The following is a 17,729-nucleotide window of genomic DNA, read 5'->3' on the forward strand; positions in this document are numbered from 1 at the left end:
CCTCACGATTATATATGTGTTTTGCTCCGCCTAGGCCCGTCACTTTGACTGGTCGATCAGAGTGCTCCTCTGCTCCTGTGTGAGCGGTCGGATTTCATGATTCTGCAGCAACATGAAGAGCTTTGCAGTTTCCTCCAGTTCTTCCGTTGCGTACTGGGCATCCTTGAGAGTCTTCCCCGCGACGACCGGACCATGGTTAGCCATCAGCACGGCATGATGATCTGCCGCGGCGGCTCCTACCGCCGCGGCCAGGGCTTCGGCTCCGGGAGGAAAATACGGCACAAGCGGCAGGAAGCCGACGCGCATGACGTAATAGGCTGTCAATGGCGGCATTACGTCCCGCTCGTTAACGTGTCTGAGAATGCTGACGGCCACCGAATAGGTCGAGTGCAGATGCACGACCGCGCGCCGACCATGCTTGCCGCAGTACATGCACTGATGAAGGAAAGCCTCCTTGGTCGGATTGTCTCCGCTCTCGTGCACGCCGTGGGCCGAGAAGCAGGAGAGCCTTGCCGGATCGAGCCCGCCGAGCGACGCGTTTGTCGGTGTCATTAGCATGCGACCATCCGAAAGCCGGACGCTTATGTTTCCTGTCGAGCCGGCTGTCAGGCCCCGGTCGAAAAGCGACTTGCCCACGTCGACGATCTCGTCTCGAACCTTTGTTTCCTCGGATATCGTCGCGGTCATCAGAGACGATCCCATGCATCGATGAAGAAACGCCGGCCACCGAAGTTGCCGGACTTCAACGCAAGCGAGAGGGGGCGACCATTGCTCATCGCTCCGACCCACGGCACGCCGGGAGCGATTTCGTTGCCGATCGCGAGCTGGTCAACGCCGAGCGACTTCACGACGGCACCGGACGTCTCTCCTCCGGCCACGATCAGTTCGTTCACTCCGTTCTCTACTAGCTTGCGCGCGATCTCAGACAGGGCCTTCTCTACAAGGTCGCCGGATGCCGAGACACCCATCCTGCGCTGGTTGGCCTTCACCTCGTCGGGCTGGGCGGTGGCGTAGATGAGCAGCGGCTTCTTGCCGAGCCGTCCGGACGACCACTCGATAGCCTCTCGGACGACATCTCTTCCTTCAGCGAGCCTTGCAACGTCGATCCGGAAACCCTCGTGATCGGCCAGCATTGCCGCAACCTGATCGTTGGTGGCGACGGAGCAACTCCCGGAAATAACCGCGCGATGTCCCTCCCTACCGAGAGAGAGAGGGACTTCCGGGCTGGCCTGGTCACGAACGAGATAATGAGTCAGCCCGTAGGCAAGACCGGACGCTCCGGTGAACAGCTTGAGATCCTTGAACCCTTTCGCGATCTCGATGAGATCCCCATCGGTTATCGCGTCGACGACAGCGATCTGGGACGCACCCTTGTCCGCTGTCGCAAGCCATTCGCCGATCGCGGATGCCCCGTGCTTTACGGTGTCATAGTAGCAGCCGCAGATCTCGGCCTTGGACTGCGGGCCGAGAACCCGTAGCAGGTTTGCATCCGTCATCGGTGTCAGCGGATGGTTGCGCATTCCCGACTCGTTTAGCGGCACGTCGCCGACGAACAGGTTGCCCTTATAGATCGTCCGAGCGTTCGCCGGAAACGCCGGACACGCGATGGTGAAGGTTTCCCCAATCTCCGCCAACATGGCATCCGTAACCGGCCCGATGTTACCTTCGGCCGTGGAATCGAAGGTCGAGCAGTATTTGAAGAAGAATTTCTCCGCTCCTCGACGTCGAACCCACCGGAGAGCCGTCAGCGATTCCTCGACCGCCGCTTTTTTGGCGATCGTCCTCGTCTTCAGCGCGACGACGATGGCGTCGGCGTCGATTTCCCGGTCATCATCGGGAACGCCAATGACGACTGTGGCTTTCAGCCCGCCCCGTGCGAAGATATTGGCGACGTCCGTCGCTCCCGTGAAGTCGTCTGCCACGCAGCCGACGACCAGCTTTCCGGAGATTGCCATGGATCACCTCATGATGAAGGGGTTGGCAACGTCCTCGGCCGTCGAGATCATCACGCTCTTCGTCTGCATGTACTGCTGGATCGAGGCCATGCCGTTCTCGCGTCCGATGCCGGAGTGCTTGTAACCGCCGAGCGGCGACATGTAGCTGATGACGCGGTAAGTGTTCACCCAGACGGTGCCCGCCTGGATGGCTGCCGAGACCTTGAGGATGCGGCGCATGTCCTGCGTCCAGAACCCGGCGGCAAGGCCGTAGTTCGTGTCGTTGGCGATATGCACCGCTTCCTCATCGGTGTCGAACGGGATTACCGAAAGCACGGGACCGAAGACTTCTTCTTGCGCGATCCGCATGTCGTTGCGGACGCCCGAGAAGATGGTTGGCTCGACGAACCATCCGTTGGAAAGTTCGGGATTGCTCGGTCTGCCGCCACCGAGAACGCATTCCGCGCCTTCGTTCTTAGCGATATCGATGTATCCGAGGATCTTCTCGAGCTGCGGCGGCGTCGTCACAGGGCCGACCTGCGTGTTCGTCAACAGCGGGTCACCCATGCGCGCCGTCTTGGCGAGATTGACGATCTTCTCCAGGAACTGGTCGTGGATGCTGCGCTGGACGAGAAGGCGCGAACCCGCGATGCAGGTCTGGCCAGTCGCTGCAAAGATGCCTGAAATGACCCCGTTCACCGCGTTGTCGATCTCGGCGTCGTCGAAGACGATGTTGGGGCTCTTGCCGCCGAGCTCGAGGGTGACCTTCTTGAAGTTGCGGGCAGCTAGCTCGCCGATCTTGCGCCCGGTCGCTTCGCTGCCCGTAAAGGCGATCTTGGCGACGTGCTTGTGCGTGGTCAGCGTCCCGCCGACATCCGCACCGAAACCAGTGACGACGTTGAAGACGCCCGCTGGAAAGCCTGCCTGTTCGACAAGCTTGGCGAATTCCAATGTGGAGGCGGACGTGAACTCGGACGGCTTTGCGACAAAAGTGTTCCCAGCAGCGAGCGCCGGCGCCAGCTTGTAGGCAAGCAGCAGAAGGGGGGAGTTCCATGGCGTGATGCCCACGCACACGCCGAGCGGTTCGTTCCGAGTGAAGTTGAAAGTCTCCGGCTTGTCGATTGGGATGACCGCGCCTTCGATTTTGTCGGCGAGACCCCCGAAATAGTAGTACCACTGAGGAATGTACTTGAGTTGGAACAGCATCTCGTTGATGAGCTTGCCGTTATCAGTGACCTCGGTCCGAGCGAGATGCTCGGCGTTCTCTGCAATGAGGTCACCAAGGCGTCGAAGAAGATGACCGCGTGCGCTGGCGGTGAGCGTCGGCCATGAGCCGCTGGTGAAGGCCCGGTACGCAGCCTCGATCGCGCGTTCGGCGTCTTCCTTGCCGCCCTTCGGGATCGCTGCCCAGACCTTGCCGTTGAAGGGGTTCTTCGTCTCGAAGGTCTCGCCGCTGGCAGCGTCCTCCCAGCGGCCGTCGATGAACATCTTGTATGTCTGCATTGTCTTTCTCTCTTCTAGCATCCGAGCTGTCGAGCAAGGTCTTCGAGATCGTCGGCGACGTAGTCCCAGTCCTGCTCGGCCGTCAGGTCGGTTGTCTGACCCTTGCCGTATTCGGTGGGTCTTGCGATGAATGCGGTTCGGAGACCCAGGCTGCGCGCGGCGGCCAGGTCGTAGTTGTGCGCGGCGCACATCATGACGGCGTCCGGCTCCAGATAGAGGAGCTTGCAGACACCGAGATAGGTCTCGGGATCGGGCTTGTAGTGTTGGAATAACTCGCAGGAGAACACGTTGTCCCAAGGAAGGTCTGCGTGCTTCGCCATGTTGACCAGGATGGCGACATTGGCGTTCGACAGGGGGCCAATAATGAACTTTGTCTTCAGCCTGTGCAGGCCGCGCGAGGCGTCCGGCCAGCCTTCCAGACGATGCCAGACCCTGTTGATATGCATCATTCGGTCGTGATCAAACTCGGGAAGTGCCATCTCGTCGAAAACCGCCTTAAGTGCGTCGAAATGCAGTTCGTCGAGGTTCGTCCACGGCAGCTCGCCGCTTCGCACGCGCGCCTTCTGCGGATTGTAGCGATCACGCCAGCGGTCGACGAGATCGGCCCAATCGACGTTCATATCCTGGGCGTTTCCCCATGCCGTAAGATCGCGAATGATTGAGCCGTGCCAGTCGACGACCGTGCCGAAAGTGTCAAAGACAATCGCCTTGATACCGGACATCACAATTGTTCCTTCTTTCCTGCCGACACCCGTTCGAACGTCTCGACGTGCTTTTCGGCGACCCAGTCGCGAACGGTCCCATCAAAGCTGAGAAAGTGCGGCGTCTTCAGGTGGAAGTCGAAATCAGCCTTTGAGCCGTAAACTTCATAGAGGTAGATGCGCTCCGGTCGCTTTGGATCGCGGCAGACGTCGAACACTTGGCAATTCTGTTCGTCACGGAGCGATTTGGCGGCGTTCTCGATTATCGCCACGTGGAAGCGCTCTGCGAACTCTCTCTGGACGATGAATTCGACGACGACGACGTATCCCGTGCAAGCGGCCGCGCTCATGCGACTTCCTTCCGGACAGCGCCGAGCGCGCCGATGACGCTGCGGGTCATGTCCGCGCAGTTGGCTCCGCCGCCGTATTCCATCGGAACCGCGGTCTTCGTGGAGAGGGTGTGCTCGACCGCAGCCTCGATAAGACGCGCGGCATCAGCAAGTTTCGGCTCGCGATGCTTCACCGCCAGCCAGTCGAGCATCATTGCTCCCGACAGGATCATGGCGCTGGGGTTGGCGACGCCTTTCCCGGCGATGTCAGGCGCCGTTCCGTGAGCGGGCTGGAACAGTCCGTAGTGCTCGCCGATGTCGGCGGAGGCGGCCATTCCCATGCCGCCGATCAGTCCGGCTGCGAGGTCGGACAGAATGTCACCGAACATGTTCTCAGTCACGAGAACGTCTAGGGCCCAAGGCTTCTTCACCATATTGAGCGCAAGCGCATCGACGTAGGCGTAGTCCTTCTGGACGTCCGGATGCTTCTCTGCCACTTCGTCGAAAATCTTCCTGAAGAAGGCCATCGAGCTGAAGACGTTGGCCTTGTCCACGCAGGTAACAACACCGGGCCTCCCACGGCGCTTGCGCTGCGCTGCGATCTGGAAGGCGAATTCGGTGACCCGCTCGGTACCCGCGCGGGTGATCTGCATCGTGTCGTAAGCTTCCTGGTCGTCCCGGATCTCTCCACGGCCTCGGGCGTAGAACAGGCCTTCGGTCTGTTCGCGGATAAGGACGAAATCGATCCCTTCTGCACGCGGATCTGACAGCACCTTTGGTAGTCCCGGAAACCAGCGGATGGGGCGTACCCCTGCGAAAAGGCCGAACTCCATGCGCAGGTCGAGCTGGGGAATGATCTCCGTGCCATCAGGGAAGCGGATGTCTGGCCAGCCCATGGCGCCGAAAAGGATCGCATCGGCCTTGCGGCATGCTTCAAGAGCGCTCGCGGGCAGGGCTTCCCCGGACTCGGCGTAGAATTGTGCGCCTGCCTGATGGGTTTCGAAGGACATGGGTGGTGCGCCAGCCACCTTGACGGCAGCGTCGATGACTTCGAGGCAAGCGGGCATGACCTCGCGGCCGATACCGTCTCCAGGAAGGACTGCGATCTTGAACGAGTTTTTCAGGGATGACATTATTCAGCCTATTCTAAAGATGATTGAGCCCGAGGCGTTCGAGGAGAGCGAGCAGTTCCGTGCCCGCACGCTCGCGGTGCGCCCTGTGAATGTTTCTGGCCTTCTCGCGGTCTCCTGCGCGAATTGCCTCCACCAGAGCGGCGTGTTCGCGCGTGGAATTCACGGGCTTCGGACGCATCTTCAAAGTCAGCATCCGAACGCGATGTGCACGGTCGATGAAGTTGAGCACCACCGACTTCAGCATCTGGTTTCCGCCCAGCTCCAAGAGCTGTTCGTGGAACCGCGCATCGGCCTGCGCCCAGCCTTCCAGATCGTCTTCCGACAATGCGTGATCCATGTCGGCGGTCGCCCTTTCCAGACCATGAAGCTGCTCCTCGGTAAGGCCGCGCCCGGCGGCTAGTTCGGCCGCCGTACTTTCGAGGGACGTGAGGATCTCGTAGATCTCCTTCATATCCGCCGTCGACACGGGAAGAACACGCATGCCGTGGCGGGGGATCACAGAAACGAGACCGTCCTGCTGCAGGCGCATGAGCGCCTCGCGGACAGGGGTGCGACTCATGCCGAGCTGAGAAGCGACCTCCTGCTCGGTTGCCTGGAAGCCAGGCGGCCATTTGTTGTTCAAGATAAGCTGCCGAAGCTTGAGGTGAGCCGTCGCGGTCATAGTTTTCGCAAAGGATTCCTCCCTGATCTCGGCCGTTTCGGATTGACTGGTCGACGCCATGTGATTCCTCCTGGTCTGGCTGGTTTGTTTAGCCTTCGGCATATCTGCGCCAACTGTGCTCAGGCTTATATCCGAGAACGGACCTAGCTTTCTCGATCGAAAGCAAGGTTTCGGTCCCGTGGGCCGGACGCTTGAACGGAACGCCCGGATACCATTTCGCCACGAGCTCTTCGTTTGACGTGCTCATCACGCTATCGTCGTTAGCGATGATGAAGACTTCAGCACCCGTACCCTGCCATTCAAGCGAGAGCCTGATGGCCTGCGCACCGTCGCGGGCATCGATGTAGGTCCACAGGTTAAAGCGACGGCTGCCTGGGTCCTTCTCGAAGTCCGGGAAGCCCGCATATTCGCTCTCGTCCATAACGTTAGAGAAGCGGAGGCAGACGATCTTGAAATCCTTGTCCCAGCGGCAATACTGCTTGGCCATCTCCTCGCCGAGGTGCTTGGAGAGCGAGTAGGACGTTTCGGGGCGGGATTCATACTCCTCGTCGGCAGGGAAGTAGTCCGGCTTGATCGCGTAAGGGATGCCGAGCAGCGTCTCGCTTGATGCCCAGACAATGTTCTTGATGCCGAGCAGCCTGCAGGATTCGAACACGTTGAAGGTCGCGATCGTATTCACCCGGAAGACCTCGGCCGGGGGAACACGGCCCGGCATCGGGACGGCGGCCAGATGCACTACGGCATCGGTCCTCCGGTCGTGATTCCAATCGTAGCCAGCGATGGCCTCCATGGTCGCCCGCATGTCCTCGAAGTCGACCTTGATGAACGGGCACGTGTTCGATCGCGGCTCGACTGTATCGGCGTTGACGACGTCGTGGCCGTTCTCGAGAAGATCCTTGATCGTGGCCCGGCCAAGTTTGCCGCTTCCGCCTGTCACTATTACTCGCATTGAAATATTCCTCCTGAATATCTGTTATGGTTAGCGGCTGCGGCCGACCGCGACGGCGAGGATGATGAGCATCCCGCGTGCGATCAGCTGCTGGCTGAAGTCGAGACCGCCAAGGATCAGCCCGTTGTTGATGACACCGATGAGCAGGGCGCCGACGATGGAACCGATCACGGTTCCGCGTCCTCCGAAGAGGCTGGTTCCACCAAGCACCACGGCTGCAATGACGGACAGCTCGTCGCCCTCGCCAAGCTGGAAGCGTCCCGACTGCAGGCGCCCGGCATAGAGCATGCCCGCGATCGCAGCGGCTGTTCCGGTAAGCAGCAGCACCTGGAACTTGATCTTTCGGACATCAACGCCACTGTAGCGGGCTGCGATCGGGTTGCCGCCTGCGGACATCACCTTGCGGCCGAATGGAGTCTTGCGCAGCGCGATATGGGCGATGGTGCCGAGAACGGCGACCCATAGGACGAGCACGGGAACGGGACCGATGTTGCCGGAGCCGAAGATGAAGATGAACGTGTCATCGATGATCGGAACAGGGGAGGTGCCGCTCACCCACATCCCGACGCCGCGCGCGATCCCCATCATGCCGAGCGTCACTAGGAACGACGGAATGTTGAGGTAAGCTGTGAGGCCGCCGTTGATCGCGCCGACCAGCAAACCGAGCGCCAAACCCGCCAGAATGCCAGGGACAAGGCCATAATGCGTCAGCACCAGGCCAGCGATCACGGATGACAGTCCAGCGATCGCGCCGACGGAGAGATCTATTTCGCCTGCGGAGAGGACGAAGGACATCGCCATGGATACGATCGCGACGATCGCCGTCTGCCGAAGGATGTTCAGCAGGTTATTCGAAGAAAGGAAACCGCGGTCCTGCAGCAGGATCGCAAACACGATGAAAATGACGACGAAGCCGATATAGACGACGTAATCGCGCCAGTTGCTGTGCCAGGGTCTGCGGAGAGATTGTGAGTCAGCCGCTGGCTTCAAGACTTTGACCTCAGTGGACATTTTGGGTTGCCTTCTGAATCGCGACCTGCAGACCGAGTTCGGTGCGGATCAGCGGAGATTGCGTTTCATCGCCGGCACTGGTGGCCCAGCTTTCGATTTCGTCGCGTTCGATCTCGCGCGCGAGCCGTCCGTTGTTCATGACGAGGATTCGGTCACTAGTTGCCAGCAACTCGGCTGGCTCGGACGAGATGACGATGACAGACTTGCCGGACGATGCGACGCTGCGGATCAGTTCGACGATTTCGGACTTGGAGCCGATGTCGACGCCCGCTGTCGGTTCGTCGAGGATGACGACCGAAGGGTTGGTAGCCAGCCACTTCGCAATGACGATCTTCTGTTGGTTTCCGCCGGAAAGGTTCCTCACCTTGTTTTCCGCAGAGGGCGTCTTGATCCTAAGTTGCTTGATGAGATCGGACGTCAACGAACCTTCCCGCCGACGGTCGATGAAGGGGCCGCGGACGAGCTGGTCTATCTGCGGCAGGCCGAGATTTTCGCCGACGCTGTGCTCGACGACGAGACCTTCGTCGTGGCGGCTCTCGGGAACCAGCACTATGCCAGCATTGATCGCGTCCGAAGGTGACTTGAATTCCACGGCCCTCCCGCTGAGCTCCACGGTTCCCGCAGTCTTCTTGTCGACACCGAAGAGGAGGCGGGCGAGTTCGCTCCGGCCTGCGCCCATGAGGCCCGCGATCCCTACGATCTCGCCCTTGTGAACGTCGAAGCTGACGTCGCTGGGCTTTCCCGAGGGCCCGGAAAGGCTACGCACGGTCAACGCGGGATTACCGCTGCGGTCAATGGAGCGCGCCTGGTACTGGAAGCCCGTAACACGCTTGCCGACCATGTGCTGCACGATCGAGTCAAGCGTGAACTCTGAAGTCCTTCCGGAAGTCACGTTCTGACCGTCACGCAGTATCGTGATCTCGTCCGCGATGGTCATGATCTCGGTCATGCGGTGCGAAACGTAGATTACGGCTGTTCCCGCGGCGGTGAGCTTCCTCAACATGCCGAACAAAGTGTCGGCTTCCTGTGCGCTCAGCGACGAGGTCGGTTCGTCGAGGATTAGAATCCTGGCCTTCTGGTGGATGGCCTTCGCGATCTCGGTGAGCTGGGCCTGGCCAGGGCTGAGTTCGGAAACAGCTGTCCGGGGATCGACCCTCAGATTGAGCTGCCCGATGATTTCTGCTGCCTGTGCGATTTCCCGGCGCTCGTCGACCAAGATCGACAGGCGGCGGGGCTCGCGGTTCAGGAAAATGTTCTGGGCAACCGACAGCGTGGGGATCAGGCTAAGGTCCTGGAAGATCATCTCGATCCCGAGCCTGCGGGAGTTCTCCGGAGAGTTCGACGACATGTGCTCGCCGAAGACCTCGATGGATCCCTCTGTCGGTGTGACGACACCCTGCAGGATCTTAAGCAGGGTAGACTTGCCCGCGCCGTTTTCCCCGACCAGCGCATGGATGGTTCCAGGCTGGATCGTCAGGCTGACACCGCGCAATGCGTGCACGCCGCCAAACGATTTCCGGACGTCGCTCATCCTTACGGCCGCGACGCTTTCGGTGATTGATTGAGGTTTCATGGTCGTTGTCCGCCGCCGGGGGATGGGGAGCGACCGGAGTCGCTCCCGCGCGCCTTTAGTTCATTGCGTCGGTGAGGATCTTCGGAGCTTGGTCGCCGTTCGACTGCGGCCATGCCTCGATCAGGTTGTCGCGGGTAACCGCAAGCGCAGGGAGCACGACGTAAGGAGGTGCGTCCTTTCCAAGGAGAGCATATCCCGCAAGGATGCCCTCGGCATAACCTGCGCCGTACGGACGCTGGGAGCCCGTCCCTTTCACATAGCCCTTCTTGGCCATGTCGAGCGAGATATTCACGCCCAGATCGCACGTCGTGATCACGAGATCCTTGGCGGCGCCTGCCGCACGCGCTGCCGAGAGCACGCCTTCGGTCGGAACGTCCCATACAGCCCAGATGCCGTTGAGGTTCGGATGTGCGGTCAGCATGGCGGAGGCTACGCGCTCAGATTCACTGGAGAAGTCCGGACCGCCGACGCCCGTTTCCTGCACGACCTTGATATCTGGGTAATCCTTGATTGCTTCCCTGAAGCCCACGAGGCGCTCCTTCGTGGCGAAGAGGTCAGAAGCGTGCGGAATCAGGCCGATATCCCCCTTGCCATTGAGAGCCTTGGCCATAAGTAGCGCGGCGACCTTGCCCATGCCGCGGTTGTCCGAGGAAACCAGGCTGACGTAGTCCTTCCCGGCAACCATTCCGGCGCCTGTCTGGTCGAGGAAGACGATCTTAATCCCAGCAGCCGCAGCCTTCTTGTAGGCTGCTGCCGTGGCAGACTGCTCGGCAGGGACGGTGATCATAACGTCCGGCTTGAGGGCCATGACGCTCTCAATGTCGGAAACCTGCTGTTCGGCGCGGTAGCCTGCGTCCGTCGTGGCTACGATTTCAATGCCAAGCTCTTCAAGAGCCTTCTTTTGTCCTGCCATCTGGGCCTTTGCCCAGTCGGATGCCGTGTAGTGCATCACGATGGCAGCCTTGGCGTGCTTGGCCTTGATCTTCTCGATCTCGTCTGGCGACAGCTTGAGATCGCTGGCGAGCGTAGCCGCTTCGCCGTTCGGTCCCTTGGCCGGATGGCTCTCGATATCCTTGATCTGCTGGTCGATGTCGATCGCGAACGCGCTGGGCGCATATGATGCGCTGAGAGCGAGGGCGGCGACCGCCATCAGGCTACGAATTGGCTTGCGAATTTCTACGTTCATTGGACTCCTCCCAACGAGTAAACCGCGAATGCGTACGTCTTCGCATCCGGTAACGTATACATTAATCCGATTTGGGGCGGAGTCAACCTGCTGGTCGGGCTTGAGACCATCAAGATCACCAAACGAGCGCAAGATCAGGGAAATTTGCGGTTGCAGTGTGGGCTACAACGACGCAGACGGATTGAAGAGGTACAAGGCGGCTGCTGAATCTGAATTGTGGGGCCGAGCGGAAAAGGTTCACGCGATGGCTTGATGGCAGGCTTCGATCCGAGATTCGAGCCTTGGGCGATCCACGCTCATTTGGAGTAAGCAGAGTGCTGGCCGATAAGTAAAGTTCAACGTTGCATTGAGCAGAATTCGCGCACCGCCACTTGCGTACGCCATGTCCATACGCATTAATGTATGCGTTAACGCATGCATTGCGAAATTCAGATGAAAATTGCTCACCTATTTCGCCAAAATATGCGTTTGAATTTGAATTCCGAAAATAACAAGGTTCGGCTCCAAGGGTGATTGGAAGGAACTCGCCCGGATAGGTCCAAGCGAAGCGCAGTACAATCATTCGATTATCCTTTGGAAGCGATTCCGAAGACAAGAGAGTACTGCCCAATGTTCATAAGGGAGGATGAGCAGATGAGCGTATCTGCCAATAAAGTCGTGCCGCCTCAAACCAATTCTGTACTGACCGGTCTGGAGCCAGCGGTATTCTTCGGCTTCTTCGAGGAGCTAAGCGCAATCCCGCGCGGATCCTACAATGAAAAGCAGGTCAGCGACCATATCGCTAACTTTGCCCGTGCCCGCGGTCTTGAGGTCTATCAAGACGAAATCTGGAACCTTCTCATTAAGAAGCCGGGAACGCCCGGTTACGAGAATGCCCCGACGCTTATCCTGCACGGCCATACGGACATCGTCTGCGAAAGCGATGAAGGGGTAGAACATGATTTCGAGAGCGTAGGCATCAAGCTCCGCCTCGACGGCGACTTCATTCATGGAACCGGAACCACGCTCGGCGCTGACAACACGGTCGGCGTTGCGTTCGCCATGTCGCTTCTCGCTTCCGACGACACCCCGCATCCGCCGCTGGAAGTGGTTTTGACCGTCCAGGAGGAAGTCGGCAAAGGCGGCGCTCAGCATTTCGATGGCACGAAACTGACAGGCAAGCGCCTGCTCGACATGAACTGGCATGATCCGAAGTCGCTGTTCGCAGGCTGCGCCGGCGACATCTCTGCGCACTTCAGAATCCCGCTGCAATGGTCCGAGCGCCCTAACGGACAAGAAGCTGCGCGGCTACGCGTATCGGGCCTTAGCAGCGGCCATTCGGAGTTCGATATTCATCTCGAGCGGGCGAACGCGATCGTACTGCTCGGTCGCTTGCTCCGCCTCGCGATCAAGGAAGGTGACGTAAGCATCGCCAAACTTGAGGGCGGCGTGAACCGTTATGTCATTCCGGGTGAAGCCGAAGCGCTTATCAGTTTTGACCGCTCCGTATTAGGGGCTTTGCGCAGCAAGATCGAAGCGGAGGCTGCAGCCATCGCGGCCGAATACTCGACAAGCGATCCGAACCTGAAGATCACATTTGAGGAAGACCCGGGCCTGTTCTTTTCCGTCTTCTCGGAGAATGTCGCAACGGGCGCGGTCAACGCAATGTGCCTGCTGCCGAATGGCGTCCAGAGCCGCAGCCTTATTGTCGACAACCTCGTTGAGAGCTCCAACACCGTCGCACTGATCTCCAACGACCAGGAGCGCATCGAGATCACCTCGACGATCCCGAGTGCGGTCAGCTCGCGCCGCTACAACATCGTCGATCGCATCCGGCAGCTTTCGGAAGTGATCGGGCTGGGCGCATCGGTCGAGACATTCGCGGATTGCCCGGAGTGGCCGTACAACCCTAAGTCCCGCATGCTGGCGGCCGGACGTGCGGCATACGAGCGGGAATTCGGTGAGCAGCCGCACGTCGAAGTCTCGCATTCGAGCCTTGAACTCGGTCTCTTCCGCAAAAAGGTGCCGGACATCGACATGCTCTCGATTGGACCGGAGGCGTTCGACGTTCACACGACGCGCGAACGCCTCAACCACACCACCGTCGAAGCCACCTGGCGTCTCCTAAAGGCGCTGCTCTCCGAACTGAGGACCTGAGGCTCCCGCAATGACCATTCCCGCATACTTTGGAAACTTTCCGTTCCCGCCGGACGAGAAGAGACCCCATCATTTGACGGCGGACCGCTTCAAGATGTTCATCTATACGGGCAACAAGCCCTATTCGAGCGACTTGAACTACCTGCTTGCCAGCACCGACAAGATGACCACGGGCATCTACCAGCTGGCACCGGGCAGCAACTTCGACCCCGCTGACATCCATGCGGGGGACGAGGTCTACTACGTCCTCGAGGGCGAGGTGCACCTGCTTAACCCGGAAACCGGACAGACCGAGCGGATGGGGCCGGGGGACTCGATCCTCATACCGATGGGCGTGCCGCATCGCGGCTACAACTTCACTGACAAGGCAGCGGTCATCCTCTTCTGCATAGCGCCCCGGATTTGGGACGAGAAGGGTCCGCCTACTGGCTACTTCGGTGCAACGCGTCTCTTCAAGTCCGAACGGGGGGCTGCCGAATGAGCCTGAAAAAGCTTGCGAACTATCCGGTCGATGGCGCCGAGGCAAGGACCAAGGGTGACCTCGTGAAGGTTGCCCGCGAGGATCGGGTAAATCTCATCTTCGGGCAGGACCATCCTGTCCTGATGGAGCTGTGCGTGACCAACGATTACATGCACGTCGGAGAGATCGTGATCCCGGTCGGCGGCGTTGGTCCCAGAGCGAGCGAACCGAACAGCCACGATGGCGACGCGATCTTCTACATCCTTAAAGGCCCGGCCACTTTTTACGTCGCCGAGGGCGACGAGACATTCCACGTCCGCGACGGGGAGGCGTTCTTCCTGCCAGGGGGCGTCAGCTATCAGTGCCTGAATTACGGCTCCAATCCCATCCGGATGGTTTTCACCATCGCGCCTGGCCTCTGAGCCTTTGATTTCATCGCTTCAATGAATTCCTCCGCGGGATCGTCCCGCGGACAGGAGGAGTGTGTCTTGTCACAACAAGGGAGGAACCTCGTGACAATTTTCAAACGACGTACCGTGCTTGCCGCCGCTGTCAGCCTGGTGGCGACCGTCAGCTTCAGCCCTGCGTTCGCGCAGGATCCCGGCTACAATGCCGTGTTTCCCGGGATCTTGATGAACAAGGACATCAAGCCGACAGGTCAGGAAATGAAGCCGGTCAAAAAGGACAACCGCCCTCTGAAGGTTGGCTTCCTTCCGACCGCTATGGACACCTACTATCAGCGCGTTCTTGCAGGCGTGAAGGAAGAGATCGACAAGCGCGGCGGCGCGGACACGATCGATCTGCTCGTTCAGGCTCCGAGCAGTCAGTCGGCCACGGATGACCAGATTAGAACCATGGAGGCTTGGATCAACGATGGTGTCGATGCCATAGCGGTCGCGCTATACAACGAAGGCGCTCTCCTGCCGTCCATCCGTCGCGCCACGGAAGCGGGCATCCCGATTTTCCTGTTCAACTCCCCGGTCGCCGACAACCCGTATTATGTCAGCGACATCGGCTACGACCAATCGGACGGCGGCCGCGCGCAGGCCCAGTGGCTCGTCGACACCTATGGCGACAAGGAAGTGAAGGTAGGCATCCTCGAAGGCCTACCCGGTCCCCACACGAGCCAGCGCATGAAGGGGTTCAACGAGATCATCTCGAAGCATTCGAACTTCAAAATCGTGGCTCAGCAGCCAGCGGGCTGGGTGCGCGCCCAGGGCCTTTCGGTGACCGAAAACATGTTCACGGCCAATCCGGACATCCAAGTGCTTGTCGCTCTCTATGACGAGATGGCACTCGGCGGACTGCAGGCACTCAAGGCCAAGGGCCTGAACGGCAAGGTCGCGATCGTGGGCTACGAGAACATGAAGGAGGCCAATGACGCGATCCTGACGGGTGACTTCGCGGCGACGGTCGATACGGGCGCCAAGGAAGAAGGCAGGAACATCATCCGTGCCGTCGACGAATTTTTGATGAAGGGTCATCCGCTGCCGAAGAAGATCTTCGTCGCGCCCAAGACCTACGATGCCAAGAACATCAAGACGTTCGACCAGAGTGACTACGTCTACGTCCCCCAACAGAAGATGTGATCACGACGCGGCCCCCACGCCGGGGGCCGCACTCAATCCGAGGATCCTAGAGATGACCCACAATCCGCTGCTTGAAATGAAGGGTATCGGCAAGCGCTTCGGCAACACGGTCGCGCTGCGCGATATCGACCTCGCTATAAGCGCCGGTGAAGTGCTCGGCCTGGTAGGCGAAAATGGAGCGGGGAAGAGCACGCTCATGAAAATCCTTGCCGGGGCATATTGTCGCGATGGCGGTACGATCTCGGTGCGTGGCAAGGCTGTCGAGCTCGCTGATCCGAAGGCCGGAGCAGACGCTGGCATTGCCATCATCTACCAGGAACTCAGCCTGTTCCCCGATTTCGATGCCGCCCAGAACATTTTCGCGGGCCGGGAACTGCGCACCAGTGATTTCGTGCTTGCTCCGTTGGCGCACGCCCGCATGCGCAAGGAAGCACGCCGCATTCTGTTCGACGAACTCGGTGTCGACGTACCCGTCGACCGCCCGGTGGGAGAACTCAGCCTGTCAGACCGCCAGATGGTGGAAATCGCCAAGGCACTCAGCACCAACGCCGACATCATCATCATGGACGAGCCAACGGAGGCTCTCGAGGAAGTCGAGCGCAAGCAACTCTTCGCCATCATCAAGCGCCTTCAGGCGGCTGGTAGGGCGATCATCTATGTTTCGCACCGCATCAAGGAACTACTCGGCATCTGCAGCCGGGTGATGGTTCTGCGGGATGGGCGCACTGTCGCCGACCTCCCGGTCGCAGATCTCGACGTCGACAAAGTCGTCAGCGCAATGATTGGCGGATCGCTGTCCAAACAGTTTCCTCCCCGTGTCCCTGCGAGGTCCGAACCCTCTCTGGAGTTGCGGGGCCTCTCGAAGGCCGGAGCCTTCGAGGATATCTCTTTCTCGCTCTCGAAGGGCGAGATCTTCGGAATCGCCGGGCTCGAGGGCTCAGGCAAGAGCGCTCTGCTACGAGCCCTTTTCGGCCAGCGGCCCTACGACAGCGGGACCGTTGTGATCGGCGGCAAGGATGCCCCCATCGTCGACGTCACCGACGCGATCAGGAAACGGTTTGCTTTCCTGCCCGCCGAGCGCAAGGTGGAAGGGATCTTCCCCGAGCATTCCGTGGGCTGGAATCTGTCTATCGCAAACCTCGGTGTTCTCGGCAAAGTCACGCTGAAGCCGGCCCGTGAGAGAGAGATTGCCGGAGACTACATCTCCAAGCTGGGCGTCAAATGCGACGGCCCGCAGGCGGAGATCGCGTCGCTCAGCGGCGGCAACCAACAGAAGGTCATGCTCGCCCGATGGCTCCTGACCCAGCCGAAGGTCCTGCTCCTCGAAGAGCCGACCAGAGGTGTCGACGTCCGAGCAAAATCCGAGGTCTACGCACTGGTTCAGGCCGCTGCCAAAGACGGTTGCTCCGTAATCGTCGTCTCGGCGGACAACGCCGAACTCCTCGGACTTTGCCACCGCGTGGCGGTGATGTTCGAAGGCAAAATCACCACGGTGGTCGATGCCGCCACGTCCAAGGAAGAGACGTTGGCCCTGCATTCGGTCAGGCCGCCGGAAACCCTGAACACCATGGGAGGCATCAATGGCTGAAGTTGCAGTCACTCGTCCACGGCTAGGCTTCAAGGTCGGCCGTGCCAGCGGCAACGCTGGTGTCTACGTCGCATTCGTCATTCTTCTGATCGGGCTGGGTTTCGCGGCTCCCCGTTTCTTCACCTTCGGCAACATGACTGACGTCCTGCGGCAGGCAGTGCCCATCGCCGTCATTGCTTTCGGTGCGACTTTCGTCATCGGCATGCGGGGCATTGACCTCTCCGTCGGCTCGACGCTCGCGCTGACGGGGCTTGTCACCGCCAATGTTCTCGTTCTCGGATACCCCGTTCCCGTCGCCTGCTTGGCAGGCCTCGCGCTGGGTGCGTTCATCGGCCTCGTCAACGGCTTCCTGATCACCAAGGTAGGGATTACCGACTTCATAGCGACGATGGCGATCATGGTCGTCAGCCGCGGCGTCGTCATGGTTTACACACAGGGCATCCCGATCACGGGCGCCTCGGATCCGGCCTTCCGCGCCATCGGCCAGAGCTATCTCGCGGGCATTCCAGTCCCTGTGATCCTAACCGCCATCGTGTTCGCTGCGGCCTACTATCTTCTCTACTACACCCGTTTCGGCCGCTTCGTTCTGTCGATCGGCAGCAACCCCGATGCGGCGCGGCTCGTGGGTATCCCCACGGACAGGATCAAGATCGCAGTCTACGTGCTGGCCGGGGCGCTCTCCGCCTTCGCCGGGATCATGCTGACCTCCCGTCTGGAATCGGCGATGCCGGAGGCAGGACAAGGCTACGAGCTGGACGTTATCGCCGCGGTCGTCATCGGTGGCACCGGGCTGTCCGGCGGTCGCGCGACGCTCTTCGGAACAGTCGTCGGTGCCGTTCTGATGGCGGTCGTTCGCAACGCCCTCAACTTGCTGAACGTCAACACCTTCTGGCACCAGATCGTGATCGGCACCATCATTCTCGTTGCTGTCGCAGCCGACCGCTTCAACCGCAGCCGGAAGGCTTAAGAGGTGGAA

The 17,729-nt window shown here is 60.0% G+C and carries 17 protein-coding genes; 6 read left to right on the forward strand and 11 right to left on the reverse strand.

All coding sequences use genetic code 11. The features are described from left to right. Positions 1 to 39: 39 nt before the first annotated feature. Genes otnC through EFB14_RS24220 form a run of 11 tightly spaced genes read right to left on the reverse strand, consistent with a single transcriptional unit; the run spans position 40 to position 10,980 of the window. A complete protein-coding gene (otnC, locus tag EFB14_RS24170; protein WP_126829177.1) occupies positions 40 to 687 on the reverse strand; it encodes a 3-oxo-tetronate 4-phosphate decarboxylase in 648 nt (215 codons plus the stop codon). Further along, complete coding sequence (gene otnK / locus EFB14_RS24175; RefSeq protein ID WP_097600965.1) at positions 687 to 1,955, reverse strand: 3-oxo-tetronate kinase; 1,269 nt, start codon at positions 1,953 to 1,955, stop codon at positions 687 to 689. Before otnK ends, otnC begins: the two co-directional genes overlap by 1 nt. Positions 1,956 to 1,958: 3 nt before the next feature. Next, positions 1,959 to 3,437, reverse strand: coding sequence for an aldehyde dehydrogenase (locus EFB14_RS24180; protein WP_097600964.1), 1,479 nt, complete (start codon positions 3,435 to 3,437; stop codon positions 1,959 to 1,961). Between the two features lie 14 nt (positions 3,438 to 3,451). Next, positions 3,452 to 4,162: a haloacid dehalogenase type II gene (locus tag EFB14_RS24185; protein ID WP_097600963.1), complete on the reverse strand. Its 711-nt coding sequence runs from the start codon at positions 4,160 to 4,162 to the stop codon at positions 3,452 to 3,454. Next, positions 4,159 to 4,488: a putative quinol monooxygenase gene (locus EFB14_RS24190; RefSeq protein ID WP_097600962.1), complete on the reverse strand. Its 330-nt coding sequence runs from the start codon at positions 4,486 to 4,488 to the stop codon at positions 4,159 to 4,161. The genes EFB14_RS24185 and EFB14_RS24190 overlap by 4 nt, the downstream gene beginning before the upstream one ends. Further along, positions 4,485 to 5,600: an isocitrate/isopropylmalate dehydrogenase family protein gene (locus EFB14_RS24195; protein ID WP_097600961.1), complete on the reverse strand. Its 1,116-nt coding sequence runs from the start codon at positions 5,598 to 5,600 to the stop codon at positions 4,485 to 4,487. Before EFB14_RS24195 ends, EFB14_RS24190 begins: the two co-directional genes overlap by 4 nt. Positions 5,601 to 5,613: 13 nt before the next feature. Continuing rightward, positions 5,614 to 6,363: a GntR family transcriptional regulator gene (locus EFB14_RS24200; RefSeq protein ID WP_245438299.1), complete on the reverse strand. Its 750-nt coding sequence runs from the start codon at positions 6,361 to 6,363 to the stop codon at positions 5,614 to 5,616. Next, positions 6,350 to 7,210, reverse strand: coding sequence for an NAD-dependent epimerase/dehydratase family protein (locus tag EFB14_RS24205; protein ID WP_126829178.1), 861 nt, complete (start codon positions 7,208 to 7,210; stop codon positions 6,350 to 6,352). Before EFB14_RS24205 ends, EFB14_RS24200 begins: the two co-directional genes overlap by 14 nt. Positions 7,211 to 7,240: 30 nt before the next feature. Further along, complete coding sequence (locus tag EFB14_RS24210) at positions 7,241 to 8,221, reverse strand: ABC transporter permease (RefSeq protein WP_126829179.1); 981 nt, start codon at positions 8,219 to 8,221, stop codon at positions 7,241 to 7,243. After that, a complete protein-coding gene (locus EFB14_RS24215; RefSeq protein ID WP_126829180.1) occupies positions 8,211 to 9,794 on the reverse strand; it encodes a sugar ABC transporter ATP-binding protein in 1,584 nt (527 codons plus the stop codon). The genes EFB14_RS24210 and EFB14_RS24215 overlap by 11 nt, the downstream gene beginning before the upstream one ends. Before the next feature lie 55 nt (positions 9,795 to 9,849). Continuing rightward, complete coding sequence (locus EFB14_RS24220; RefSeq protein ID WP_126829181.1) at positions 9,850 to 10,980, reverse strand: substrate-binding domain-containing protein; 1,131 nt, start codon at positions 10,978 to 10,980, stop codon at positions 9,850 to 9,852. Between the two features lie 573 nt (positions 10,981 to 11,553). On the opposite strand from EFB14_RS24220, the gene EFB14_RS24225 reads away from it, so the two are divergent. The 6 genes from EFB14_RS24225 to EFB14_RS24250 all read left to right on the forward strand — a co-directional run bounded on the left by EFB14_RS24225 (position 11,554) and on the right by EFB14_RS24250 (position 17,720). Then, on the forward strand, positions 11,554 to 13,116 hold the full coding sequence (locus tag EFB14_RS24225; protein WP_245438300.1) for an aminoacyl-histidine dipeptidase: 1,563 nt from the start codon (positions 11,554 to 11,556) through the stop codon (positions 13,114 to 13,116). Between the two features lie 10 nt (positions 13,117 to 13,126). After that, positions 13,127 to 13,597 (forward strand): cupin domain-containing protein, encoded by a 471-nt coding sequence (locus tag EFB14_RS24230; protein ID WP_097600954.1) that lies wholly within the window; start codon positions 13,127 to 13,129, stop codon positions 13,595 to 13,597. Continuing rightward, positions 13,594 to 13,998 carry a cupin domain-containing protein gene (locus EFB14_RS24235; RefSeq protein WP_097600953.1) on the forward strand — a complete coding sequence of 135 codons (405 nt, stop codon included), beginning with the start codon at positions 13,594 to 13,596 and terminating at the stop codon, positions 13,996 to 13,998. Before EFB14_RS24230 ends, EFB14_RS24235 begins: the two co-directional genes overlap by 4 nt. A 90-nt stretch (positions 13,999 to 14,088) precedes the next feature. Then, on the forward strand, positions 14,089 to 15,165 hold the full coding sequence (locus EFB14_RS24240) for a sugar ABC transporter substrate-binding protein (RefSeq protein WP_164737577.1): 1,077 nt from the start codon (positions 14,089 to 14,091) through the stop codon (positions 15,163 to 15,165). 52 nt (positions 15,166 to 15,217) lie between these two features. Continuing rightward, positions 15,218 to 16,753, forward strand: a complete 1,536-nt coding sequence (locus tag EFB14_RS24245) for a sugar ABC transporter ATP-binding protein (protein ID WP_126829182.1) — start codon at positions 15,218 to 15,220, stop codon at positions 16,751 to 16,753. Then, positions 16,746 to 17,720 carry an ABC transporter permease gene (locus EFB14_RS24250; RefSeq protein WP_097600950.1) on the forward strand — a complete coding sequence of 325 codons (975 nt, stop codon included), beginning with the start codon at positions 16,746 to 16,748 and terminating at the stop codon, positions 17,718 to 17,720. Before EFB14_RS24245 ends, EFB14_RS24250 begins: the two co-directional genes overlap by 8 nt. Positions 17,721 to 17,729 lie beyond the last annotated feature (9 nt).

It is taken from the genome of Rhizobium fabae, assembly GCF_003985135.1.
In the GTDB taxonomy this organism is placed as follows: Bacteria; Pseudomonadota; Alphaproteobacteria; order Rhizobiales; family Rhizobiaceae; genus Rhizobium; species Rhizobium pisi.